The organism is Kocuria sp. 2SI (assembly GCF_005502825.1).
In the GTDB taxonomy this organism is placed as follows: Bacteria; Actinomycetota; Actinomycetes; order Actinomycetales; family Micrococcaceae; genus Kocuria; species Kocuria palustris.
On the sequence record NZ_SCNB01000013.1, the window covers coordinates 59,689 to 77,457 of the forward strand.

19 protein-coding genes and 1 pseudogene are annotated in these 17,769 nt (G+C 70.2%); 10 read left to right on the forward strand and 10 right to left on the reverse strand.

Annotated elements, in window-relative coordinates; genetic code table 11:
- Nucleotides 1–104: 104 nt before the first annotated feature.
- The 5 genes from FFS25_RS08995 (at nucleotide 105) to FFS25_RS09015 (ending at nucleotide 4,410) form a co-directional block, all read left to right on the forward strand.
- Entirely contained in the window at nucleotides 105–647 is a 543-nt protein-coding gene (locus FFS25_RS08995) for a peptidylprolyl isomerase (protein WP_137802648.1), read from the forward strand.
- A gap of 162 nt (nucleotides 648–809) precedes the next feature.
- Nucleotides 810–1,616, forward strand: a complete 807-nt coding sequence (locus tag FFS25_RS09000; protein ID WP_249933841.1) for a rhomboid family intramembrane serine protease — start codon at nucleotides 810–812, stop codon at nucleotides 1,614–1,616.
- 320 nt (nucleotides 1,617–1,936) lie between these two features.
- Nucleotides 1,937–2,227: an ATP-binding cassette domain-containing protein gene (locus FFS25_RS14035; RefSeq protein ID WP_349654424.1), complete on the forward strand. Its 291-nt coding sequence runs from the start codon at nucleotides 1,937–1,939 to the stop codon at nucleotides 2,225–2,227.
- Nucleotides 2,228–2,310: 83 nt separating this feature from the next.
- A complete protein-coding gene (locus FFS25_RS09010; protein WP_137802649.1) occupies nucleotides 2,311–3,039 on the forward strand; it encodes a hypothetical protein in 729 nt (242 codons plus the stop codon).
- A 174-nt stretch (nucleotides 3,040–3,213) separates the two neighbouring features.
- Complete coding sequence (locus tag FFS25_RS09015; RefSeq protein ID WP_137802650.1) at nucleotides 3,214–4,410, forward strand: globin domain-containing protein; 1,197 nt, start codon at nucleotides 3,214–3,216, stop codon at nucleotides 4,408–4,410.
- 80 nt (nucleotides 4,411–4,490) lie between these two features.
- Here the strand turns inward: FFS25_RS09015 and FFS25_RS13950 are convergent, their stop codons facing one another.
- Together FFS25_RS13950 and FFS25_RS13955 are read right to left on the reverse strand one after the other, a co-directional pair.
- Nucleotides 4,491–5,147, reverse strand: coding sequence for a benzoate/H(+) symporter BenE family transporter (locus FFS25_RS13950; RefSeq protein ID WP_283957212.1), 657 nt, complete (start codon nucleotides 5,145–5,147; stop codon nucleotides 4,491–4,493).
- The gene (locus FFS25_RS13955) at nucleotides 5,129–5,638 is read right to left on the reverse strand and encodes a benzoate/H(+) symporter BenE family transporter (RefSeq protein WP_283957213.1); all 510 of its coding nucleotides are present in this window, start codon (nucleotides 5,636–5,638) and stop codon (nucleotides 5,129–5,131) included. The genes FFS25_RS13950 and FFS25_RS13955 overlap by 19 nt, the downstream gene beginning before the upstream one ends.
- Before the next feature lie 72 nt (nucleotides 5,639–5,710).
- Between FFS25_RS13955 and FFS25_RS09025 the strand changes: the two genes are divergently transcribed.
- A complete protein-coding gene (locus FFS25_RS09025; RefSeq protein ID WP_283957215.1) occupies nucleotides 5,711–6,352 on the forward strand; it encodes a helix-turn-helix transcriptional regulator in 642 nt (213 codons plus the stop codon).
- Between the two features lie 38 nt (nucleotides 6,353–6,390).
- Here the strand turns inward: FFS25_RS09025 and FFS25_RS09030 are convergent, their stop codons facing one another.
- From FFS25_RS09030 to FFS25_RS09060, 7 genes are all read right to left on the reverse strand, one after another.
- Entirely contained in the window at nucleotides 6,391–7,443 is a 1,053-nt protein-coding gene (locus FFS25_RS09030; protein ID WP_137802652.1) for an intradiol ring-cleavage dioxygenase, read from the reverse strand.
- Between the two features lie 147 nt (nucleotides 7,444–7,590).
- Entirely contained in the window at nucleotides 7,591–8,205 is a 615-nt protein-coding gene (locus FFS25_RS09035) for a TspO/MBR family protein (protein WP_249933843.1), read from the reverse strand.
- Nucleotides 8,206–8,208: 3 nt separating this feature from the next.
- A complete protein-coding gene (locus tag FFS25_RS09040) occupies nucleotides 8,209–9,075 on the reverse strand; it encodes an SMP-30/gluconolactonase/LRE family protein (protein ID WP_137802653.1) in 867 nt (288 codons plus the stop codon).
- A 76-nt stretch (nucleotides 9,076–9,151) separates the two neighbouring features.
- Entirely contained in the window at nucleotides 9,152–10,060 is a 909-nt protein-coding gene (locus tag FFS25_RS09045) for an SDR family oxidoreductase (RefSeq protein WP_061712469.1), read from the reverse strand.
- Between the two features lie 96 nt (nucleotides 10,061–10,156).
- Complete coding sequence (locus FFS25_RS09050) at nucleotides 10,157–11,275, reverse strand: alkene reductase (protein WP_137802654.1); 1,119 nt, start codon at nucleotides 11,273–11,275, stop codon at nucleotides 10,157–10,159.
- Between the two features lie 71 nt (nucleotides 11,276–11,346).
- Complete coding sequence (locus FFS25_RS09055; RefSeq protein WP_137802655.1) at nucleotides 11,347–13,320, reverse strand: vWA domain-containing protein; 1,974 nt, start codon at nucleotides 13,318–13,320, stop codon at nucleotides 11,347–11,349.
- 69 nt (nucleotides 13,321–13,389) lie between these two features.
- On the reverse strand, nucleotides 13,390–14,784 hold the full coding sequence (locus tag FFS25_RS09060) for a sigma 54-interacting transcriptional regulator (protein WP_137802656.1): 1,395 nt from the start codon (nucleotides 14,782–14,784) through the stop codon (nucleotides 13,390–13,392).
- A 130-nt stretch (nucleotides 14,785–14,914) separates the two neighbouring features.
- Here FFS25_RS09060 and FFS25_RS09065 point away from each other — a divergent pair, with 130 nt between their 5' ends.
- From FFS25_RS09065 to FFS25_RS09080, 4 genes are all read left to right on the forward strand, one after another.
- The gene (locus FFS25_RS09065; RefSeq protein WP_006215347.1) at nucleotides 14,915–15,586 is read left to right on the forward strand and encodes an MSMEG_4193 family putative phosphomutase; all 672 of its coding nucleotides are present in this window, start codon (nucleotides 14,915–14,917) and stop codon (nucleotides 15,584–15,586) included.
- 10 nt (nucleotides 15,587–15,596) lie between these two features.
- Nucleotides 15,597–16,301 carry an SCO1664 family protein gene (locus tag FFS25_RS09070; protein ID WP_137802657.1) on the forward strand — a complete coding sequence of 235 codons (705 nt, stop codon included), beginning with the start codon at nucleotides 15,597–15,599 and terminating at the stop codon, nucleotides 16,299–16,301.
- A gap of 75 nt (nucleotides 16,302–16,376) precedes the next feature.
- Nucleotides 16,377–17,255, forward strand: a complete 879-nt coding sequence (locus tag FFS25_RS09075; RefSeq protein WP_137802658.1) for a Cof-type HAD-IIB family hydrolase — start codon at nucleotides 16,377–16,379, stop codon at nucleotides 17,253–17,255.
- Nucleotides 17,256–17,353: 98 nt separating this feature from the next.
- On the forward strand, nucleotides 17,354–17,647 hold the full coding sequence (locus FFS25_RS09080; protein WP_137802659.1) for a helix-turn-helix domain-containing protein: 294 nt from the start codon (nucleotides 17,354–17,356) through the stop codon (nucleotides 17,645–17,647).
- A gap of 26 nt (nucleotides 17,648–17,673) precedes the next feature.
- On the opposite strand, the pseudogene FFS25_RS09085 reads toward FFS25_RS09080, so the two are convergent.
- A pseudogene (locus tag FFS25_RS09085) lies at nucleotides 17,674–17,769 on the reverse strand (IS5/IS1182 family transposase); the annotation flags it as partial.

The following is a 17,769-nucleotide window of genomic DNA, read 5'->3' on the forward strand; positions in this document are numbered from 1 at the left end:
AGGGAGTTTTCAGCAGACGGCTGTGCTTTTTCACTCGCGGCGGAACGGGAACCGTCGTCGTCTCTTCTCCGCGACAAGCGAGCCGGTCATGGGATACTGGGGCCATGACTTCTCTTGCCACCGCTAAGGCGACCATCCACACGAACCACGGCGACATCGTCGTGGAGCTCTTCGGCAACCACGCTCCGAAGACCGTCAAGAACTTCATCGGCCTGTCCGACGGCTCCCAGGAGTGGGTGGACCCGAACACCGGCTCCAAGGGCGAGGGCCCCCTCTACAAGGACGTCATCTTCCACCGCATCATCAAGGACTTCATGATCCAGGGCGGCGATCCGCTGGGTCAGGGTGTCGGCGGCCCGGGCTACATGTTCGACGATGAGATCCACCCCGAGCTCAGCTTCGACAAGCCGTACCTGCTGGCCATGGCCAACGCCGGCAAGCGCGGCGGCCAGGGCACCAACGGCTCGCAGTTCTTCATCACCACCTCGGCCACCCCGTGGCTCAACGGCAAGCACACGATCTTCGGCGAGGTCGTCGACGACGCCTCCAAGAAGGTCGTCGACGAGCTGAACAGCGTGCGCACCGGCGGCATGGACCGCCCGGTCGAGGACGCCGTCATCACCTCGATCGACATCGAGCAGCTCTGAGCAGCACTCGCAGCACCCGATGATCCCGCGCTCGCGGCGATCGTCGACCCGCAGGGGCCCGGCCGATCGGCCGGGCCCCTGCGCCATATCCGACGGCGCAGGGCCCGCGACGACGGCGCCCCGCCGCCCAGCCAGGACCATCCTTCGCACAGGAGCACACCGATGACCCAGGGACCCCACGAGCCGAGCGGCGAGCCCGGATCTCCCCGCGATCCCAGCAGCGACAGCGGCCCGCAGCTGCCGCAGTACGGGCGGATGGCGGACCCGTCGCAGCCTGCTGGGCAGCCGAGCGATCCGCTGCAGGGGGCGTCGTGGCAGGCGGGGCATCCTGAGGCGCGTCAGGCTCGGCCCGCCCCCTCGGTTCCCTCTGTTCGCCAGGCTCGCCGGCGCGGGGGCGCCATGACCGTGACCTGGGTGCTGATCGGGATCAACGTGGCGGTCTACGCGGTGCAGTGGCTGCTGAGCCTGATGGGGATCAACCCCTTCGTGCTGCTGGGCCTGGCCCCCGGCTACGTCTCGCAGGCGCCGTGGACGGTGATCACCAGCGGGTTCTCGCACTCGATGTCCAACCCCGCGCACCTGCTGCTGAACATGTACACGCTGTGGATCTTCGGCCGGATGCTCGAGCCGGAGATCGGGCGCGGGCGCTTCCTCACGGTCTATCTGCTCTCGCTGCTGGGCGGAGCGGCGGCGGTGCTGCTGCTCTCGCCCGCCTACACGTTCACCGTGGGGGCCTCCGGCGCGGTCTTCGGGCTGTTCGGCGCCGTGCTCGCCCTGGCGCTGTGGGGCGGGCGGCGCTATCGCGAGAACCTGTCCGGGATCCTCGTGCTGATCGGCTTCAACACGGCCTTCAGCCTGTTCTTCCCCGGCATCTCCTGGCAGGGGCATCTGGGCGGCATCGTGACGGGCCTGGTGGTCATGGGCGCGCTGCTGGGACTCCGCGGGCGCGGCCGTCGCCCCCGCGGCTGAGAAGCTGTGCACCGCGGCTGTCCACAGACTGTGTCCACAGCGGTGGACGAACGCCATTCGTGTAATTCCACAAGTGTGAACAAGCCTGTGGATACCGATCAGGGTGGATCGAGCCCGCGCTGTTCGCAGACATGTTCGACTTCTTCACACCTTTCTCCACACCTGTGGATAACTTTGTGAACCGGGTGGGGACGGTCTCGGAGTCATCCGAGAGTCGGTATGCCGATCAGACCGCGGTACCACGACGGGGCGCGGCGACGGGCACGAAGACCAGACCCGGCCCGACGTGCCGACGAAGCCCCGCAGCGCATCGTGGAGCCATGACGACAGCTGTTCTCCACGCTCATGACTTCGCACAGCACTTCGGATCGACGGCCGCCCTGGCCGGGGTGAGCCTCACGGTCTCCCCTGGGGAGTCCGTGGCGATCACCGGCCCCTCGGGCTCGGGAAAGACCACGCTGCTCCACGCCCTGGCCGGGATGTCGCTCATGCTGTGCGGGGTCTCCCGGGCCGAGGCGCAGCGGCAGGCCGCGTGGTGGCTGGGCCGGCTGGGTCTGGCCGGATCGCCAGCGACAGCGCGATCGAGCAGGGGGCGGCACGATGAGCGCTGAGACCCTGTCCCGCTCCGGCTCTGCCGTGCCCCCGCCGGCCGTGCTCGGGTTGGAGCCACGACTACGCCGAGCCCGGAATGCGGATGCTGTACAGGACCCTCAGCGCTGTGGCGCTGTGCATTCTCAGCCTGCCGCTGGTACAGCTCGCAGGTGCTGCGGCCAAGCTGTCCGCGCGGCGGCGCGATGCGCGGCTGTCCGGGCTGCTGGCCGGCCTGGGCATCTACGCGGCGCTGATCCCGGCCCTGGGCGGGCTGCATGTGGACGGTGTGCGGATCGGGGCCGCCGCCCTGGTGCTGCCCTGGTGGGCGATCGCTCTGTGCGTCGCCGCGCTGTTGGACACGGCCGGTCTCGCCGCGGCGGCCGGATTGCGCCGGGTGAGCATCACGCCGCTGACCGTGCGGACCCGTCGCGATGTCCCCGCCATGGGGACGTGGCGGGTGATCCTCCCGGTCCTGATGGTGCTCGCCGTCCTCCTCGGCGGGCGAGCCGTACTGATCGATCAGGCCGCTGCGGCCGATGATCGCTGGCAGGTGTGGTTCGGCCTGCACCGGCTGGGCATGCCCGTGGCGCAGATCGATCGGGCCCGTCGCCTGGCGGTGATGCGGCCGCTGCGGGTCCTGCTGGTCATCGCCGTGGGAGCGACCGTGATCGTCCTGTCGCCCATGATCGGGGCAGGGGCGCTGATCTCGCCGATCACTCTGGCGACCGTCGTCGTCGTGCTCGGAGCCGGTGCGGTCATGATCCCGATCGCCCTGCGGGCCACGAGGCCGGCACCGCGCCGTCGTGCCGAAGGAGGGCCTGCGGGGATGTGAGCCGTCCCCGGGACGGCGGCAACCGGTTGCCGGGGCTTGACCAAGATCAAGCCCCGGCCGCGGCGGCGGTGCAACGATCCAAGGTGCGGCCGGAACCGGCCGTCGGCTCAGCGCCTGCCGCGGGGGACTCCGTCGGCGGCGATGGGGCGAAGCCGTGCACAGGAAGAGGAGCCCATGCTCTCCGAGTCAGCCCGCCCGCTCATCGAAGCCACCGCGCCCGTGATCGCGGAGCGCCTTCCGGACATCGCGCCGAAGTTCTACCAGTCGATGTTCGAGGCGGAGCCGCAGCTGATCGAGGAGGGCATCTTCAGCCGCGCGAACCAGCGCACCGGTGAGCAGCCCCTCGCCCTGGCCGGCTCCGTGGTCGCCTTCGCCACCCACATCCTCAACCACCCGGAGTCCTACCCCGACGAGCTGCTCTCGCGCGTGGCCCATAAGCACACGTCGCTGGGCATCGTGGAGGGGCAGTACCCGATCGTGGAGAAGCACCTTCTGGGCGCGATCGCCGATGACTTGGGCGATGCCCTGACCCCCGAGATCGCCGCGGCCTGGACCGAGGTCTACTGGCTCATGGCCGATGCCCTCATCAAGCTCGAGAAGGGCCTGTACTCCGAGCAGGCCAACGACAACGTGTTCAACGAGTTCACCCTCGTGGACAAGCGCGAGACCTCGGAGGGCACCTATGTCCTCACCTACGAGCCCGCCGACGACACCCCCATGACCGATGCGGTGGCCGGGCAGTACGTCTCGATCAAGGTGCGGCTACCCGAGGGCATCGAGCAGTCCCGGCAGTTCACGCTGATCCCGGTCGACAGCCCCCGTCAGCGCCGCCTGGCCGTCAAGCAGGACATGGACGGGGAGGTCTCGCCGGTCGTGACCGCCATGGAGGTCGGCTCCACGGTCAAGCTGTCGAACCCGTACGGCGACGTGGTCCTCACCGGCTCCACCGCCCCGCTCGTTCTGATCTCCTCGGGCATCGGCGTCACGCCCATGGTCGCGTTCCTGGACCGTCTGGTCGCCGAGGGATCGCAGCGCCAGGTCACTGCGTTCCGCGTGGACTCCTCGGACGCGGCGGCGCCGCTGCTCGAGGAGCAGAAGGCCCTCATCGAGAAGCTGCCGGAGGCGCGCTTCGAGCGCTGGACGGTCGAGGAGGGCGAGGCCGACCACATCGGCCGTGCCGACTTCGGTGCCCAGGGCGTTGACGCGGGTGCGGAGGTCTACCTCTGCGGCAGCCTGGACTTCATGAAGGAGACCCGCTCTGCCCTGATCGGCGCCGGCATCCCGGGCAAGCAGATCCGCTACGAGATCTTCGGCCCGGACCTGTGGATGCTCCACGACGACGCCGTGGAGTACCACGCCGACGCCGAGTGACCTCGGTCGGTGAGTGAGTCGAGCCGGCGCGCAGTGATCTCACACGAGGCCCGCCGCGCCTGGAACCCAGGTGCGGCGGATCAGTCGAGGCCCAGGTGGTCCTGGGGCTCCAGGACGCGGGAGACGGCGCAGCCGAAGAGGATGCCCCAGAACGCGGCGTGGATGTTGAACAGGTCCAGCCCGGAGACCGTCACCACGAAGGTCACCAGGGCGCCGAACGTGAAGCGCGTGGAGAACGCGGTGACGAACGCCCCCTGCAGCGCCTTGATCATGGCGAAGCCGCCCAGGGCCAGCACGAAGGCCTCCGGGGTGGCGAGCATGAACCGCGTGAACACCGGGGCGAACAGGGCGAAGACCAGCGAGAGCACGCCGTAGGTGACAGCCGCCGTGTACTGCCGCTGCTTCTGCCCCGATGCCGTCAGGAGCACGTTCGTGGGGCCGGTGACGCAGGCGGAGACCGCGCCGACCGACGCATTGACGATCGAGAAGGCGCCGGAGGCCACGGCGAGCGAGTTGATTGGCGGGTCGTGCTCGGCCTGGCGCAGCACGGCGATGCCCTGGCCGTTCTGCACCACGAGCACCGTCATCGCCAGCGGCACCAGCAGCTCGAGCTGGGCGCCCAGGGTGAACTCGGGCGCGGTGAAGACGGGCTGGGCCGGCACGCGGCCGTCGGCCTCGAAGCGGAACTGGCCCGTGGCGACCACCATGACCAGCCCGATCAGCAGGGTCCCCAGCACCGGGGCATGCGCTTGCCGAGGGCGGGCACCGCGGTGAGCAGGACGAACACGATGACCATCGGCAGGGCGATCGCCGCCATGGCCCTGCGCACCACACCGGTCATGCCCAGTCCCATGACCAGGACACCCGTGGTGAAGAACGCACCCACGACCTCCGGGAAAGACAGGTGCTGCAGGGACGGCCCCAGCAGCACGGTTCCCGGGATCGACCAGGCGAAGCCGAAGGGGCGGCGGAACAGCAGGGACATGAAGATGGTCGCCAGCCCCGCCGAGAGGAAGATGCCGAAGACCCAGGAGGCGATCTGCTCATCCGACAGCCCGCCGGAGGCGCCCACGGCCAGCGTCTCGGTGATCGGCCCGGGGGCTGAGAAGATCAGGCCGATCAGGCCGTTGACCGCGTACTCGGGACTGAGGTCGCGCAGCAGCTGCCGAGGCCCGGCGGGGGAGAGGTCGGGCCGCTCGAGGACCGGAGCACGCTGCCGCGTCGACATGGGACTGCCCGGTGGCTGGACGGCGGACGGATTCCGCTCAGTCCACCAGAGCCGGCCCCCCGGCGCGCTGCGCTGGCCCCCGACGACGACGGGCCCCGTCGGCGAGTCCCCGGTCTGCGTCGCGAGGAGGTCGCAGCGCGGGCAGGGGTGAGCACGGACTACTACACGCGCCTGGAGCAGGGCCGGCACAAGCGGCCGTCGGAATCGGTGCAGCTCGCCCTGGCCGAGGCGCTCGAGCTGGACCCCACCGCCGCCCGCCACCTGCAGGATCTGGCCCGGGCGCTGGTACTGCCCCAGTGGGCCAGGGCCCCCACGGCGGAGCAGCAGCGCCTCAAGCACTCGCTGACCGCCTTCCTGCTGGCGGACACCCCCGCCCGCGCCCCCGGGCAGCGCAGCCTCATCCACTGGGCCTTCCTGGACCCCGAGGCTCGCGAGAAGTACGTGGACTGGGAGAAGGTCGCCTCTTCCATGGCCGGCACCCTGCGCCTGGATGCCGGGCGTCACCCCGACGATCCCCAGCTGGCTCAGCTCGTGGGCCGCATCGATGTGCACTACGAGGCCCTGGAGGTCACCGGCGCGGAGGATCAGACGCTGTTCCTCTACTCCACCGAGAAGGGCTCGGACTCCGAGGCCCGGCTGCGGACCCTGGCATCTTGGCTGGCCGAGAACCAGCCGGGACCAGTCAGTATGCCGATCTCGGAATCCATGAGCTGAGGCTGCGGGAGCCGATGGGGCGGGACCTCGCCGGAGGCTCAGGCCGCAGGTGCAGCGCCGGGGGCGCCGGCCCCGCCACCCATCCCGCCCATCGACGGCTCCGTGTTGGTGTCCACGCCCACGGTGATCGACAGGGTGTACCCGCTCTTGGCATCACCGGTCACGGTCGCCAGCTGGGTCTGGCCGCCGTCGTCGCTGAACACGTTGTCCGTGTCCAGGGACAGCGAGGCCATGTTGGTCACCGAGGACTCGTAGCCCGCGGTCGCGTAGGCCTCATCGCAGGTGGCCTGCGGGATCGCGATCTGCGAGATCGACGCCGCGTTGGACTGATCGGTGATCGAGGCCTCGTCAGGGAAGACCTCGAAGTGGATGTGCGGCCACCGACCCGTGTAGCAGGCGGGGAAGATGCTGGTGAAGGTGACCTTGCCGCTCGAGTCGGCGATCTGCACGCCGCGCAGGTAGTTCTCATCCTCGATGCCCTCGGAGTACATGGAATACTGGCCATCGCGGTCGCAGTGCCAGACGTAGACGGCAGCTCCGGCCCAGGGCTTGTAGCTGTCGGTCATGTTCACGATGGTCATCTCCAGGGTCATGGGGATGCCCTCGGCCGTGGCGGAGCCGGTGCCGAAGCTCGAGCGGATGTCGCTGCGCACCACGCCGGACTCCTCCAGGACGTCGGGCCCGTTCGAGCCGTCGCCGGGGTAGGGGCCGGCGGTCTCATCGGGGATCTCGGAGGCCACGTCGATCGAGGCGTCATTGGTGGGGGTCGCCGAGCTCGTGGCGGAGGCCGACGAGGACGCCGAGGAGGAGCTCGAGGTGGGCGCGCAGGCCGCCAGCCCGAAGGCGGTGGCACCCAGGCCCAGCGCCGAGAGCGCGCTGCGACGGGAGACGAGCGTCTGCAGGTCGAAGGACAGCCCCTGGTCCTGGACCTCGTCCTCGGGCCGCTCGAGCGGGCGCCCCTGGTAGTGGGGTCGCCCGTCGATCATCTCGACCCGGGGGTCGTTCTCATTGTCGGCGGGCGGCTCGGCAGTGGGCTCCTGAGAGGCGGAGTCCTGGGAAGCGGTGTCGCGGCTGCGGCGCAGGAAGAGCACGGCTGCTCCTTCGTGATCGGGGTCCGCCCGGCGCTGCTGCCGGGCTGTCTGATCACGAAGCTACGAGCGGCCCATGTGGCGAGGTTCGCCTGGACCTGTGATGGGGCTGTGAGGTGCCGACGGCAGAGAATTCTTCGATCGAGCGGCTCACCGGCGGGGATTGCGCCTCGCGATCGAAGTGCTCAGCGCCGTTGCGAAGCCGCACCACAGGATGTAGGGGACCAGGGCTGCCCCCGCTCCTCGATGGGCGGAGCCCGCACGTCGGCTCAGGTCTGCGCAGCTGAGGGTCAGCACGGCGGCGTGCACCGAGGCCAGTTCGAACTCGCGGGCCCGGAAGAAGGTCCAGCACCAGCCGGCGTTCAGCGCGAGATTCACGGCCAGGGATCGACCCAGCCCGGCGCTGCGACGACTCAGCTGCCGGGACAGCGGGCGGGAGCGCCGCGCGGGGACCCGCGGCCGCTGCGGCGGCACGAGCTCGTGCTCATCGGCCTGCGCTCGCTCTCGGTGCCGGGCGAGGTTCGTCAGCGCCAGCGCCGACGAGCACGTGATGACCGTGTAGAGGCCCGTCCATACGATCGGGAACGCGACTCCCGGCGGCTGCCATGAGGGCTTGTCCAGCTGGGTGTACTCGGGGGAGCGCACCGCCGGACCCGTGGCGACCGAGCCGATCGCTGCCGTGGCGGTCACGGCGGCGCCGGTGGCCAGCAGCCGGGGTGCCAGGCGCGGTGCGCGCCTGGAGCGGCTTCTGCGCAGGATCTGCACGGCTCAGCCTCCGAAGGCCAGCGGCTGCATGCCGCGCACGCCCGGCTCGACGGCGTAGATCGATCCGGCCGCCGGCTCCTCGTCATCGGGGAGGTTCTCCCGCGACGTCGTGATGAACAGCCGGTCCAGGTCCGGGCCGCCGAAGGTGCAGGCGGTGATCTGGCGGACGGGCAGCTCGATCACCTCGGTGAGCTCGCCCTCGGGGGAGTAGCGGTGCACGGCGCTGCCGCCGTTGAGCGCTGTCCATATGCCGCCCTCGGCATCCACGGTGAGGCCGTCGGGGTGGCCCGCGTCCTCCGGGATCCGCACAAAGGCGCGGGGGTCGACGGGTCCGCGCTCCGGGTCGTGGTCGAAGACCGTGATCTGTCCCGTGGGGGTGTCGTTCCAGTAGGCGAGGTTCCCGTCCGGACTCCAGCCGATGCCGTTGGCGATGGTCGCGCCATCCCAGGCCGTCTGCGGCTCGGTGCCGGGCCCGTCCCAGCGGTAGACGCTCGAGGCGCCCTCGGTCTTCTCATAGGCCATGTCGCCCAGCCAGAGCCGGCCCTGGGGATCGCAGCCACCCTCGTTCGTGCGCAGCCCGGAGTCCTCGAACAGGGTCACAATCTGCTCGAGATCTGAGAGATCCTCCTGGCGGGCCAGGCCGATGCCGTTCTCCAGCCCGACGACGGCGCCGCCGCCCACTCGCGGGCGCAGCATAGAGGCGATGCGGGAGGGGGCCTCGAAGCGCTGGTGGCCGCCGTCGTCGTCGATCTCGATGATCGCCCCGTGGAGCATGTCCACGAACCTCAGGCGCCCGGTGGCCGCCCACCAGACAGGGCCCTCGGCGTGATGGGCGATCGAATCGGTGATGCGCTGTGCCTTGATGGTCATGCTCCTCAGCGTAGGACGCCGGGCCGGAGCCTGGGGAGGCTCCGACCCGGCGTGGTCGTGCGGTGGCGTGTGCTGATCAGGCGACGGGCGAGCCGCCGTTGACGTTGAGGACGTCGCCGGTGACGTAGCTGGACTCGGGGGAGGCCAGGTAGACGTAGGCCGGGGCGAGCTCGGTGGGCTGACCGGCGCGCCCGATCGGGGCCTGGCGGCCGAACGAGGTCAGCTGCTCCTCGTTCTTGTTGTCCGTGACCTGCAACGGCGTCCAGATGGGGCCCGGGGCCACGGCGTTGACGCGGATGCCTCGCCCGATGAGCTGCTGAGCCATGGCCTGCGTGAAGGCGTTGATGGCGCCGTTGGAGGAGGCATAGTCCACCAGGGTCTCCGAGGGCTTGTAGGCCTGCACGGAGGTCGTGTTGATGATCGACGAGCCCGCCGGCATCACGTTCAGCGCCGCCTGCGTGACGCGGAACATCGAGAACAGCTTGATGTCAAAGGTGTTCTCGAACTGCTCGTCCGTGATCTCCTCCAGATTCTGCCAGTGCATCTGGCGCCCGGCGTTGTTGACCAGGATGTCCAGTCCGCCGAGCTCATCGGCGACCTTGCCGGGCAGCTTGCGGGAGAAGTCCTTGTCGCGCAGATCACCGGGCAGCAGCAACGCGTTGCGGCCGGCTCCCTCGATGACCTCCTTGACGTGCTGGGCGTCCTGCTCCTCCTCGGGGAGGTAGCTGATGGCCACGTTCGCGCCCTCGCGGGCGAAGGCGATCGCCACGGCGGCGCCGATGCCGGAGTCGCCGCCGGTGATCAGGGCCGTGCGGCCCTCCAGGCGCCCGGTGCCGCGGTAGGTCTCCTCGCCCAGATCGGCGCGGGGATCCAGATCGCGGTCCAGGCCGGGGGCCTCCTGGGACTGCACCGGCGGGTCGATCTGCACGTAGCGGGTCGCGGGGTTCTGGAAGGTGAGCTGATCGTGCTTCTCGTTGTTCGTCATGCTTCGAGCCTAGAACATCAGCACCCTGACTGTCTGTGCTGGCCCTGATCCTGACCTGGCTGTTCGCTGACGGCGCGAACCCCCTTTGAGGTTGGCTCAGGGCCGCGTCATGGCGGGACCTTCAGGTGCGGCGGATCCGCTCACGGCCAGCGGGTAGTCGGTGTAGCCGGCGGCGTCGTGCGTGTAGAAGGTGGAGGGGTCCGGTTCGTTGACCGGCAGGCCCTCGCGCCAGCGCTGCACCAGGTCGGGGTTGGCGATCATGCTGCGGCCCACCACGGCGGCATCGCCGGCGCCGCTGTCCACGATCGCGCGCGACGCCTCCAGATCGGTGATCTGCGCCCACCCGGTGTTCAGCAGCAGCGGGCCGTCGAACAGCTCGCGGACCAGGGCGACCGAGGGGTCCTGCGGATCCGCCACGAGCAGCGAGACATAGGCCAGGCCCAGCCCGCCGATCTCCTGCAGCAGCGCGCGGTAGGTCGCCTCGGTCTCCTGCGGGTCGGTCTCCGCCGTGCCCTGCGCTCCGTTGCCCGGGGACAGGCGGATCGCAGTGCGATCGGCTCCGACCTCCTGGGCCACGGCGCGCACAACCTCCGCCACGAACGACGCCCGCGCCGCAGGCGTCCCGCCGTACCGGTCCGTGCGCTGATTCGACGCCGGAGCCAGGAACTGGTGCAGGAGATAGCCGTTGGCGCTGTGCAGCTCGATCAGATCCACCCCGGCGTCGACGGCCCGGCGTGCGGCGGCCGCGAACTCGTCGCGGACACCGGCCAGCTCCTCGGTGCTCAGCTCGCGGGGCACGGGGATCTCGTCCTTGCGCCCGTCCTGCAGGTGCAGGGAGGTGCCGGGGGCGATCGCGCTGGGGGCCACGGGCTGCTCGCCGCCGTTGATCTCCGGATGCGAGATGCGGCCACCGTGCATGACCTGCATGGACAGCCGCCCGCCCTCGGCATGCACCGCCTCGGCCACGCGCTTCCACCCGGCGGCGTGGGCGTCGTCGGCGATGCCGGCCTGGCCCGGGTAGGACCGCCCGACGGTTGCGGGGAAGGTGCCCTCCGTGGTGATCAGGCCCGCCGAGGCGCGCTGGGCGTAGTACTCGACGTTCAGGTCCGACGGCGTGCCGTCGGCCTGAGCGCGCAGGCGGGTCAGCGGTGCCATGACCACGCGGTTGGGGATCTCGAGAGTTCCCAGGGTCAGCTGGTCGAACAGATCGGGCATGAGCGGCCTCCTCGGCGGCGGGACGGAACTGTTCGGTTCAAGACAGGACGAGCCCGACATATTCCGTCGCTTCATTCCCCGCCCTTGGACGAGAGGTACTCGTCCAGCACCGCCGAGCCGAGCTCCTCGGGATCCACGGCCACCACGCGGCCGTCGGCCCGGCGGGCCATGGCGTTGAGGAAGCGGCTCAGGCCGGGGTCGTCGCCGAGCTGGAAGAACGTGGTGTGCGCCCCGGTGCGGGTGACGCGGTCCAGCTCGGAGACGGTCGCCTGCAGCGTGGGGGTGGAGGTGGGCCAGTCGAAGTGAGCGTCGCCGCTGGGCAGCAGGTGCGCGGTGGGCTCACCGTCGGTGACGATCAGCAGGATCGGCTGCATCGACGGGTGCCGGCGGAAGAACCTGCCCGCCAGCAGCAGGCCGTGATGCAGATTGGTGCCCTGCTCGTGCACCGGCGGCATGGCGGTCAGCTCGTTCTCGTCCAGGGTGCGGGCCCATCGTCCGAACGAGATCAGTTCGAGGGAATCGCCCCGGAACCGGGTGCTGATCAGGTGATGCAGGGCCAGGGCGGTCTGCTTCATGGGCAGCCACCGGCCCTCGGCTGCCATGGAGAACGACGTGTCCACGAGCAGCGCCACCGCCGCCTGAGTGCGGTCCTCGGTCTCCTGGACCTCGACATCCTCCACACGCAGGCGCATGCCGCGGGACGGATCGCCGCCCTCCCCGACGGTGCGCTGGATCGCGTTGGTGATCGTGCGGGTCACGTCCCAGGACTCCAGGTCCCCGAACTGCCAGGCCCGGGTGGAGCCGGTGAGCTCTCCCGAGGCGCCGGTGCGGCGGGTGTCCCGTGAGCCGGGGCGGCCGGAGAGCTGCTCGGCGGTGTCGCGCAGCAGCGCCCGCCCGAGCTGGCGCACCGCGCGCGGGGAGAGCCGCAGCGCGCCGTCCGATCCGCGGTGCAGCAGCCCGGAGTCGCGCAGGGCCTTCTCCAGCTCGCTGAGCGTACGGGCGTCCACTGCGGCGTCCTGGCCGAGCTGGCGGCCCAGGGCGTCGAGGTCGATGTCATCAAGGGCCGCGCCCTGATGGCTCTGGGAGAGCTGATCGGCCAGGGCATCCAGGTCCGCGATGTCCTGCAGCACCCCGGTGCCGTCGCCGAGTCCCAGGCCCTCCTGGCCCTCGAAGCGCTCGGAGCCGCTCCAATCCTCGCCGGGGCGCAGGGCCTGGAGGTTGGCGTCGAGCTGAGAGAGCTGCTCCATGAGCTGCGGGGAGCCGAAGGCCTGGGCCGACAGCTCCATGAGCTCCTGGCGCTGCTCCGGCGTCATGGAGTTCATCATGCGCGCGGCCGCCGCCGAGCGCTGGGCCAGGGCGTCGATCAGCTCGTCGATGTCCTGCGGATCCTCCGGGAAGTGCTCCCCGTGCTCCTCCATGAACTGCTCGAAGTCCTCAGGGGTGTCCTCCCCGCGAGCGTGCTTGGCCAGCAGCTCGTTGAGATCGGCGAGCATCTGCGAGATCGCCTGGCGGTCCTCCTCCGTGGCGCCCTCCAGGGCCTGCTTCATGCCGGCGAAGCGCTGATCCAGCACCTCGCGGCCGAGCTTGTCCTTGATCTGCTCATAGGTCTGCCGGGCCTGCTGAGAGGCCCAGTCGTAGTCCGCCAGCTCGGACACGGCCGCGGCCGTGGACGACGGCAGTGCACCGAGCTGCATCTCCCGCAGCTGCCGGTCCGTGGGATCCATGCGGGCGTCACGCAGCAGCTGCTCGCGCTCCAGCCGCACGGCCTGCTCGAGCAGGCTCTTCACCTCATCGAGCGTGCCGCCCAGGCTGTGCTTGCCGAGCAGCTCGCGGCGGCGCTGGTTCACCCGCCGGGAGAGGTCGTCGAGGCCGCGCTGGCCGCGACCGCCTCGGCGCAGGAACTCGCGCAGGGCATCCTGCGGCGAGTACCCCTCCATGACATCGCGGCCGATCGCGTCCAGGGCCTCCGTGAGGTCCGGCGGCGGCGCCAGGGGATCGGGTCCCCCGCGATAGCGGCCGTAGCGGCTGTTGCGATACGCAGGCACTGCGCACCTTCTTTCCGTGGTGCAGGGACGATGAGCGCGGACCCGGTCAGCGGCGCCGGGAGCCCTTGCTCAGCCGTAGATGGTGCCGTCGTCGTCGGCGTCCTTGGAGATCTTCTGCGCCAGGAACAGCCACTCGAGGGCCAGCTCGACGGCCGCGGCGCGCTCGCCGGCGGACTCGGCGCCGAAGGCCTGGGCGATCCGGTCGTAGAGGTCCTGGCTCTCCTCCGGCAGCTCGGGCAGCTCCTCCAGCAGCTCGTGGGCGGGGATGTCCGCACCGGTGGTCACGGTGACGGTCCCGTCCAGGGCCTCGATCAGGGGGTCCAGGTCCACTCCGCGCAGCCGTGCCGCCAGGGTCTCGGCGGTGGCCCGGCGCAGCAGGTGGTCCAGGACGGCCTGCTCGCGGCCCTCCTCCCCGGCCTCGAACTCGATCTTGCCGGCCAGCACGTCCACGGCGGCGTCGATGTCCACGAGCCGTGCGACGGCGGCGTCCTCCCGGTACACCGTGGCTCGGCGCAGGGCGGCCGCGGCCGTGGTCTCCGCACCGGCGATCGAGAAGCGGGCCGAGACTCCGGAGCGCTGATCCACGGCCGGCGACTCGCGCAGCAGCCGGGTGTAGCGCGCCAGGATCTCCAGCAGGGCCTCGGGGACCTCGGCGACCAGGTCGGCCTCCTGCGAGATCACGGCCATCTCGTCCGCGAGCTCGATCGGGTAGTGGGTGCGGATCTCCGCGCCGAAGCGGTCCTGCAGCGGCGTGATGATCCGCCCGCGGTTGGTGTAGTCCTCCGGGTTGGCCGAGGCCACGACCAGCACGTCCAGGGGCAGGCGCAGGACGTAGCCGCGGATCTGGACGTCGCGCTCCTCCATGACATTGAGCATGGCGACCTGGATGCGCTCGGCCAGATCGGGAAGCTCGTTGATGGCCACGATGCCGCGGTGGGCGCGGGGGATCAGGCCGTAGTGGATGGTCTCCGGATCGCCCAGGCGGCGGCCCTCGGCCACGCGCACGGGGTCGACGTCGCCGATGAGGTCCGCGACCGACGTGTCCGGGGTGGCCAGCTTCTCCACGTAGCGCTCGTCGCGGTGTCGCCAGACGATGGGCAGGGAGTCGCCCTCGGCGGCGATGCGGGTCCGGGAGGCGTCGGTGATCGGATCCAGCGGGTGCTCGTGCAGCTCCGATCCCTCGATCTCCGGGGACCATTCGTCCAGCAGGCCCACCATGGTGCGCAGCAGACGGGTCTTGCCCTGTCCGCGCTCGCCGAGCAGGACGATGTCGTGCCCGGCGATCAGGGCGCGCTCGACCTGCGGCAGGACCGTGCGGCTCAGGCCGTGCAGACCGGGCCAGGGGTCGCGGTCCTCCGCCAGGGCGTCGAGCAGGTTGGCCCGCAGCTCCTCACGCAGGGTGCGGACAGGGAGATCGGCGGCGCGCAGCTCGCCCAGGGTGCTGATGTCAGGGTGATCGGTCACACCTTCACGCTAGCCCTGCACCGCGACAGCACAAGTGGCCTGGCAGTACCCGGCTGGGTGCTTTCGCGCTGAGCGCACTCGGTGCCTCCGCCCCTCTTCCGCAGTCGGCCGTGGGCGGTACGGTGAGCGCGTGAGCGACAGACAGACCGAGACCGACAGTTCCCAGACCTCCGCCGAGCGCCCCACGCTGATCCTGTTGGTCCGCCACGGACTCACCCCCACCACGGGAAAGGTCCTGCCTGGTCGTGCACCGGGGCTGCACCTGTCCGAGAAGGGCCTGGCGCAGGCCGAGCGGCTGGCCGAGCGCTTCCAGGGCCTGGCCGTGGACGCCCTGTACACCTCGCCGCTGGAGCGCACGCGGGAGACCGCCGAGCCGGTCGAGAAGGCCACCGGGCTCACCGCCGAGGCGCAGTCGGACCTGCTCGAGTGCGATTTCGGCGAGTGGACCGGCGAGAAGCTCAAGCACCTGGCCAAGCTGCCGGAGTGGACCGCCGTGCAGCAGAGCCCCTCGAGCTTCCGCTTCCCGGACGGGGAGAGCTTCACGGAGATGCAGTACCGCATGGTCGAGGGCATCCAGCGCCTCCGCGATCGGCATCCCGGCCAGACCGTCGTGTGCTTCTCTCACGCGGACCCCATCAAGGTGCTGCTCAACCACGCGCTCGGCTCGCACCTGGATCACTTCCAGCGCATCTCCGTGGATCCCTGCTCCGTCTCGGCGATCTCGTATATGCCGGGACGGGCACCTTCGGTTCTGCGCATGAACACGACCGACGGCTTCCTGTCCGACCTGCTCTCGGACTGATCCCCCTCCCATGAGCGCTGACGAGCACGTCCTGCAGCACGGGGAGATCGAGCTCGTGGGCCTGTTCCGCGAGTCCTCCAACTCCGCGCTGCTCGTGGACGTGACCGACGACGACGGCCGCACCGTCCGCGGCGTCTACAAGGCGGAGGAGGGCGAGAAGCCCCTGCGCGACTTCCCGCCGCGCATCTACCGCCGGGAGCGGGCAGCCTACGTGCTGTCCGAGGCCCTGGGTTGGGGGCTGATCCCCACCACGGTGCTGCGCGAGGAGGGGCCGTTCGGCCCCGGGTCGATCCAGCGCTTCGTGGACCACGATCCGCAGGAGCACTACTTCACGCTCTACGACGCCCATCCCGAGACGCACGACGATCTGCGGCGGATGGCGGTCTTCGACGTCATCGCCAACAACACCGATCGCAAGGGCGGCCACGTCCTGCACGGCGCCGACGGCCGCATCTGGGGGATCGATCAGGGGCTGTGCTTCTCGGCCCCGGACAAGCTGCGCACCGTGATCTGGGAGTTCGCCGGCGAGCCCGTGCCGGAGGGGCTGCTCGAGGACCTGGCTCCACTGGCCGAGCAGCTGCCCGACGAGCTCGAGGAGCTGCTCTTCCCGGTCGAGCAGATGGCCCTGCAGCTGCGGGTGCAGATGCTGCTGGCAGACCCGGTGCTGCCGCACGATGAGACCGGTGGATATCGGATCCCCTGGCCGCCGCTGTAAGGCCCGTCGTCCCGGGCGCTGAGCTGGCATGCTGGGGGGCAGGAATGCTTGCCCGCCCCAGCACAGGAGACCCCAATGACCTTCCGCCTCATCGCCTTCGACATCGACGGCACCCTGCTGGGCAGCGACCGCCAGCTCCAGCCCGGCACCCGCCTGGGGCTGGAGGCCATCCGGGAGGCGGGCGCTCAGATCATGCTGGCCTCCGGCCGCCCGATCCCCGGTCTGAAGCAGCTGGCCGAGAAGCTGGAGATCGGCGAGGATCTGATCCTGGCCGGCATGAATGGGTCGATCATCGTGGACCAGGCCTCCGGGGAGGTCATCGCCCGCCGGGAGATCGACGCCCAGACCGCGCAGGAGATCATCGACCACGTGCTCTCGCGAGGCCTGATCGTGATGATCCCGCTGGGGGAGGAGCTCTTCGCCTCGGAGCCCGAGCACCCGCAGGTCCGCCATGAGGCCGAGGGCAACGCGCTGAGCATCCGTCCGCTGCCGCAGGTCGCCGATCTGCCGGAGCCGGCCACCAAGCTGCTGTTCACCGGGGAGCGCCCCGAGCTGCTCGAGCTGCAGAAGGAGCTGGACCGGGATTTCGCCGATCGCGCCGAGTGCACGTTCTCCTCGCCGATCTACTTCGAGGCCACCGCCCGCGGCGTGGACAAGTCCTCGGCGATCACCGACTACTGCGCGGCCAAGGGCATCCCGCTGGAGGCCGTCATGGCCTTCGGCGACAACGGCAACGACATCACCATGCTCTCCGCGGCGGGTCTGGGCGTGGCCATGGGCAACGGCATCCCGGAGGCCAAGGAGGCCGCCGATGTCGTCACCGCCACGAACGACGACGAGGGCATCGCCCGCATCCTGGAGCAGTACTTCCCGTTCTCGCTGTCCGAGGTCGATGCCGCCGACGAGCGCCGCGAGGATCGCACCGAGACGCCGGAGCCGACGGCCCGCGACTGAGCCTGTTCCAGCGCTGCATCAAACCCCTGGAACTGCCAGCATCCTGTCAGTTCCAGGGGTTTTCTGCTGCTCTGCTGGCAGCGTGGCAGACTGAAGACATGACCGCGCCGACAGCCCCCGTGCAGCGCGCGCTGGAGACGATCGGCGCGCACGTCACCACCATGCGCAAGATCAATCGGCTCACCGCCAAGCGCGCGGCCGCCCGCGCAGGAGTCAGCCTCACGACGCTGCGCAACTTCGAGCGCGGCGAGAACGTGGAGCTGACCAGCGCCCTCGAGATCCTGTCCGCGGTGGGGCTGCTCGATCAGGTCGTGGCGGGAGCGGATCCCTTGCAGTCGGCGCACGGCCGGGCCAGGCTCGCCGCATTCCTGGACGGGCAACACAAGCGTTGACGCCACGGGACTAGGGCATGTCTCCTTTATCGGCGTAGCCATGTCAGGATCGCGCTGATCACGACCGCCGCCCGATAGGTGATCGCGAGCTTGTCGTAGCGCGTTGCTAATCCTCGCCACTG

Bases quoted from the DNA above. Each gene is read 5' to 3' on its own strand.
- FFS25_RS08995 (WP_137802648.1), top strand. From the start codon at position 105: ATGACTTCTCTTGCCACCGCTAAGGCGACCATCCACACGAACCACGGC.
- FFS25_RS09000 (WP_249933841.1), top strand. From the start codon at position 810: ATGACCCAGGGACCCCACGAGCCGAGCGGCGAGCCCGGATCTCCCCGC.
- FFS25_RS14035 (WP_349654424.1), top strand. From the start codon at position 1,937: ATGACGACAGCTGTTCTCCACGCTCATGACTTCGCACAGCACTTCGGA.
- FFS25_RS09010 (WP_137802649.1), top strand. From the start codon at position 2,311: ATGCTGTACAGGACCCTCAGCGCTGTGGCGCTGTGCATTCTCAGCCTG.
- FFS25_RS09015 (WP_137802650.1), top strand. From the start codon at position 3,214: ATGCTCTCCGAGTCAGCCCGCCCGCTCATCGAAGCCACCGCGCCCGTG.
- FFS25_RS13955 (WP_283957213.1), bottom strand. From the start codon at position 5,638: ATGTCGACGCGGCAGCGTGCTCCGGTCCTCGAGCGGCCCGACCTCTCC.
- FFS25_RS09040 (WP_137802653.1), bottom strand. From the start codon at position 9,075: ATGACCATCAAGGCACAGCGCATCACCGATTCGATCGCCCATCACGCC.
- FFS25_RS09045 (WP_061712469.1), bottom strand. From the start codon at position 10,060: ATGACGAACAACGAGAAGCACGATCAGCTCACCTTCCAGAACCCCGCG.
- FFS25_RS09050 (WP_137802654.1), bottom strand. From the start codon at position 11,275: ATGCCCGATCTGTTCGACCAGCTGACCCTGGGAACTCTCGAGATCCCC.
- FFS25_RS09070 (WP_137802657.1), top strand. From the start codon at position 15,597: ATGAGCGCTGACGAGCACGTCCTGCAGCACGGGGAGATCGAGCTCGTG.
- FFS25_RS09075 (WP_137802658.1), top strand. From the start codon at position 16,377: ATGACCTTCCGCCTCATCGCCTTCGACATCGACGGCACCCTGCTGGGC.
- FFS25_RS09080 (WP_137802659.1), top strand. From the start codon at position 17,354: ATGACCGCGCCGACAGCCCCCGTGCAGCGCGCGCTGGAGACGATCGGC.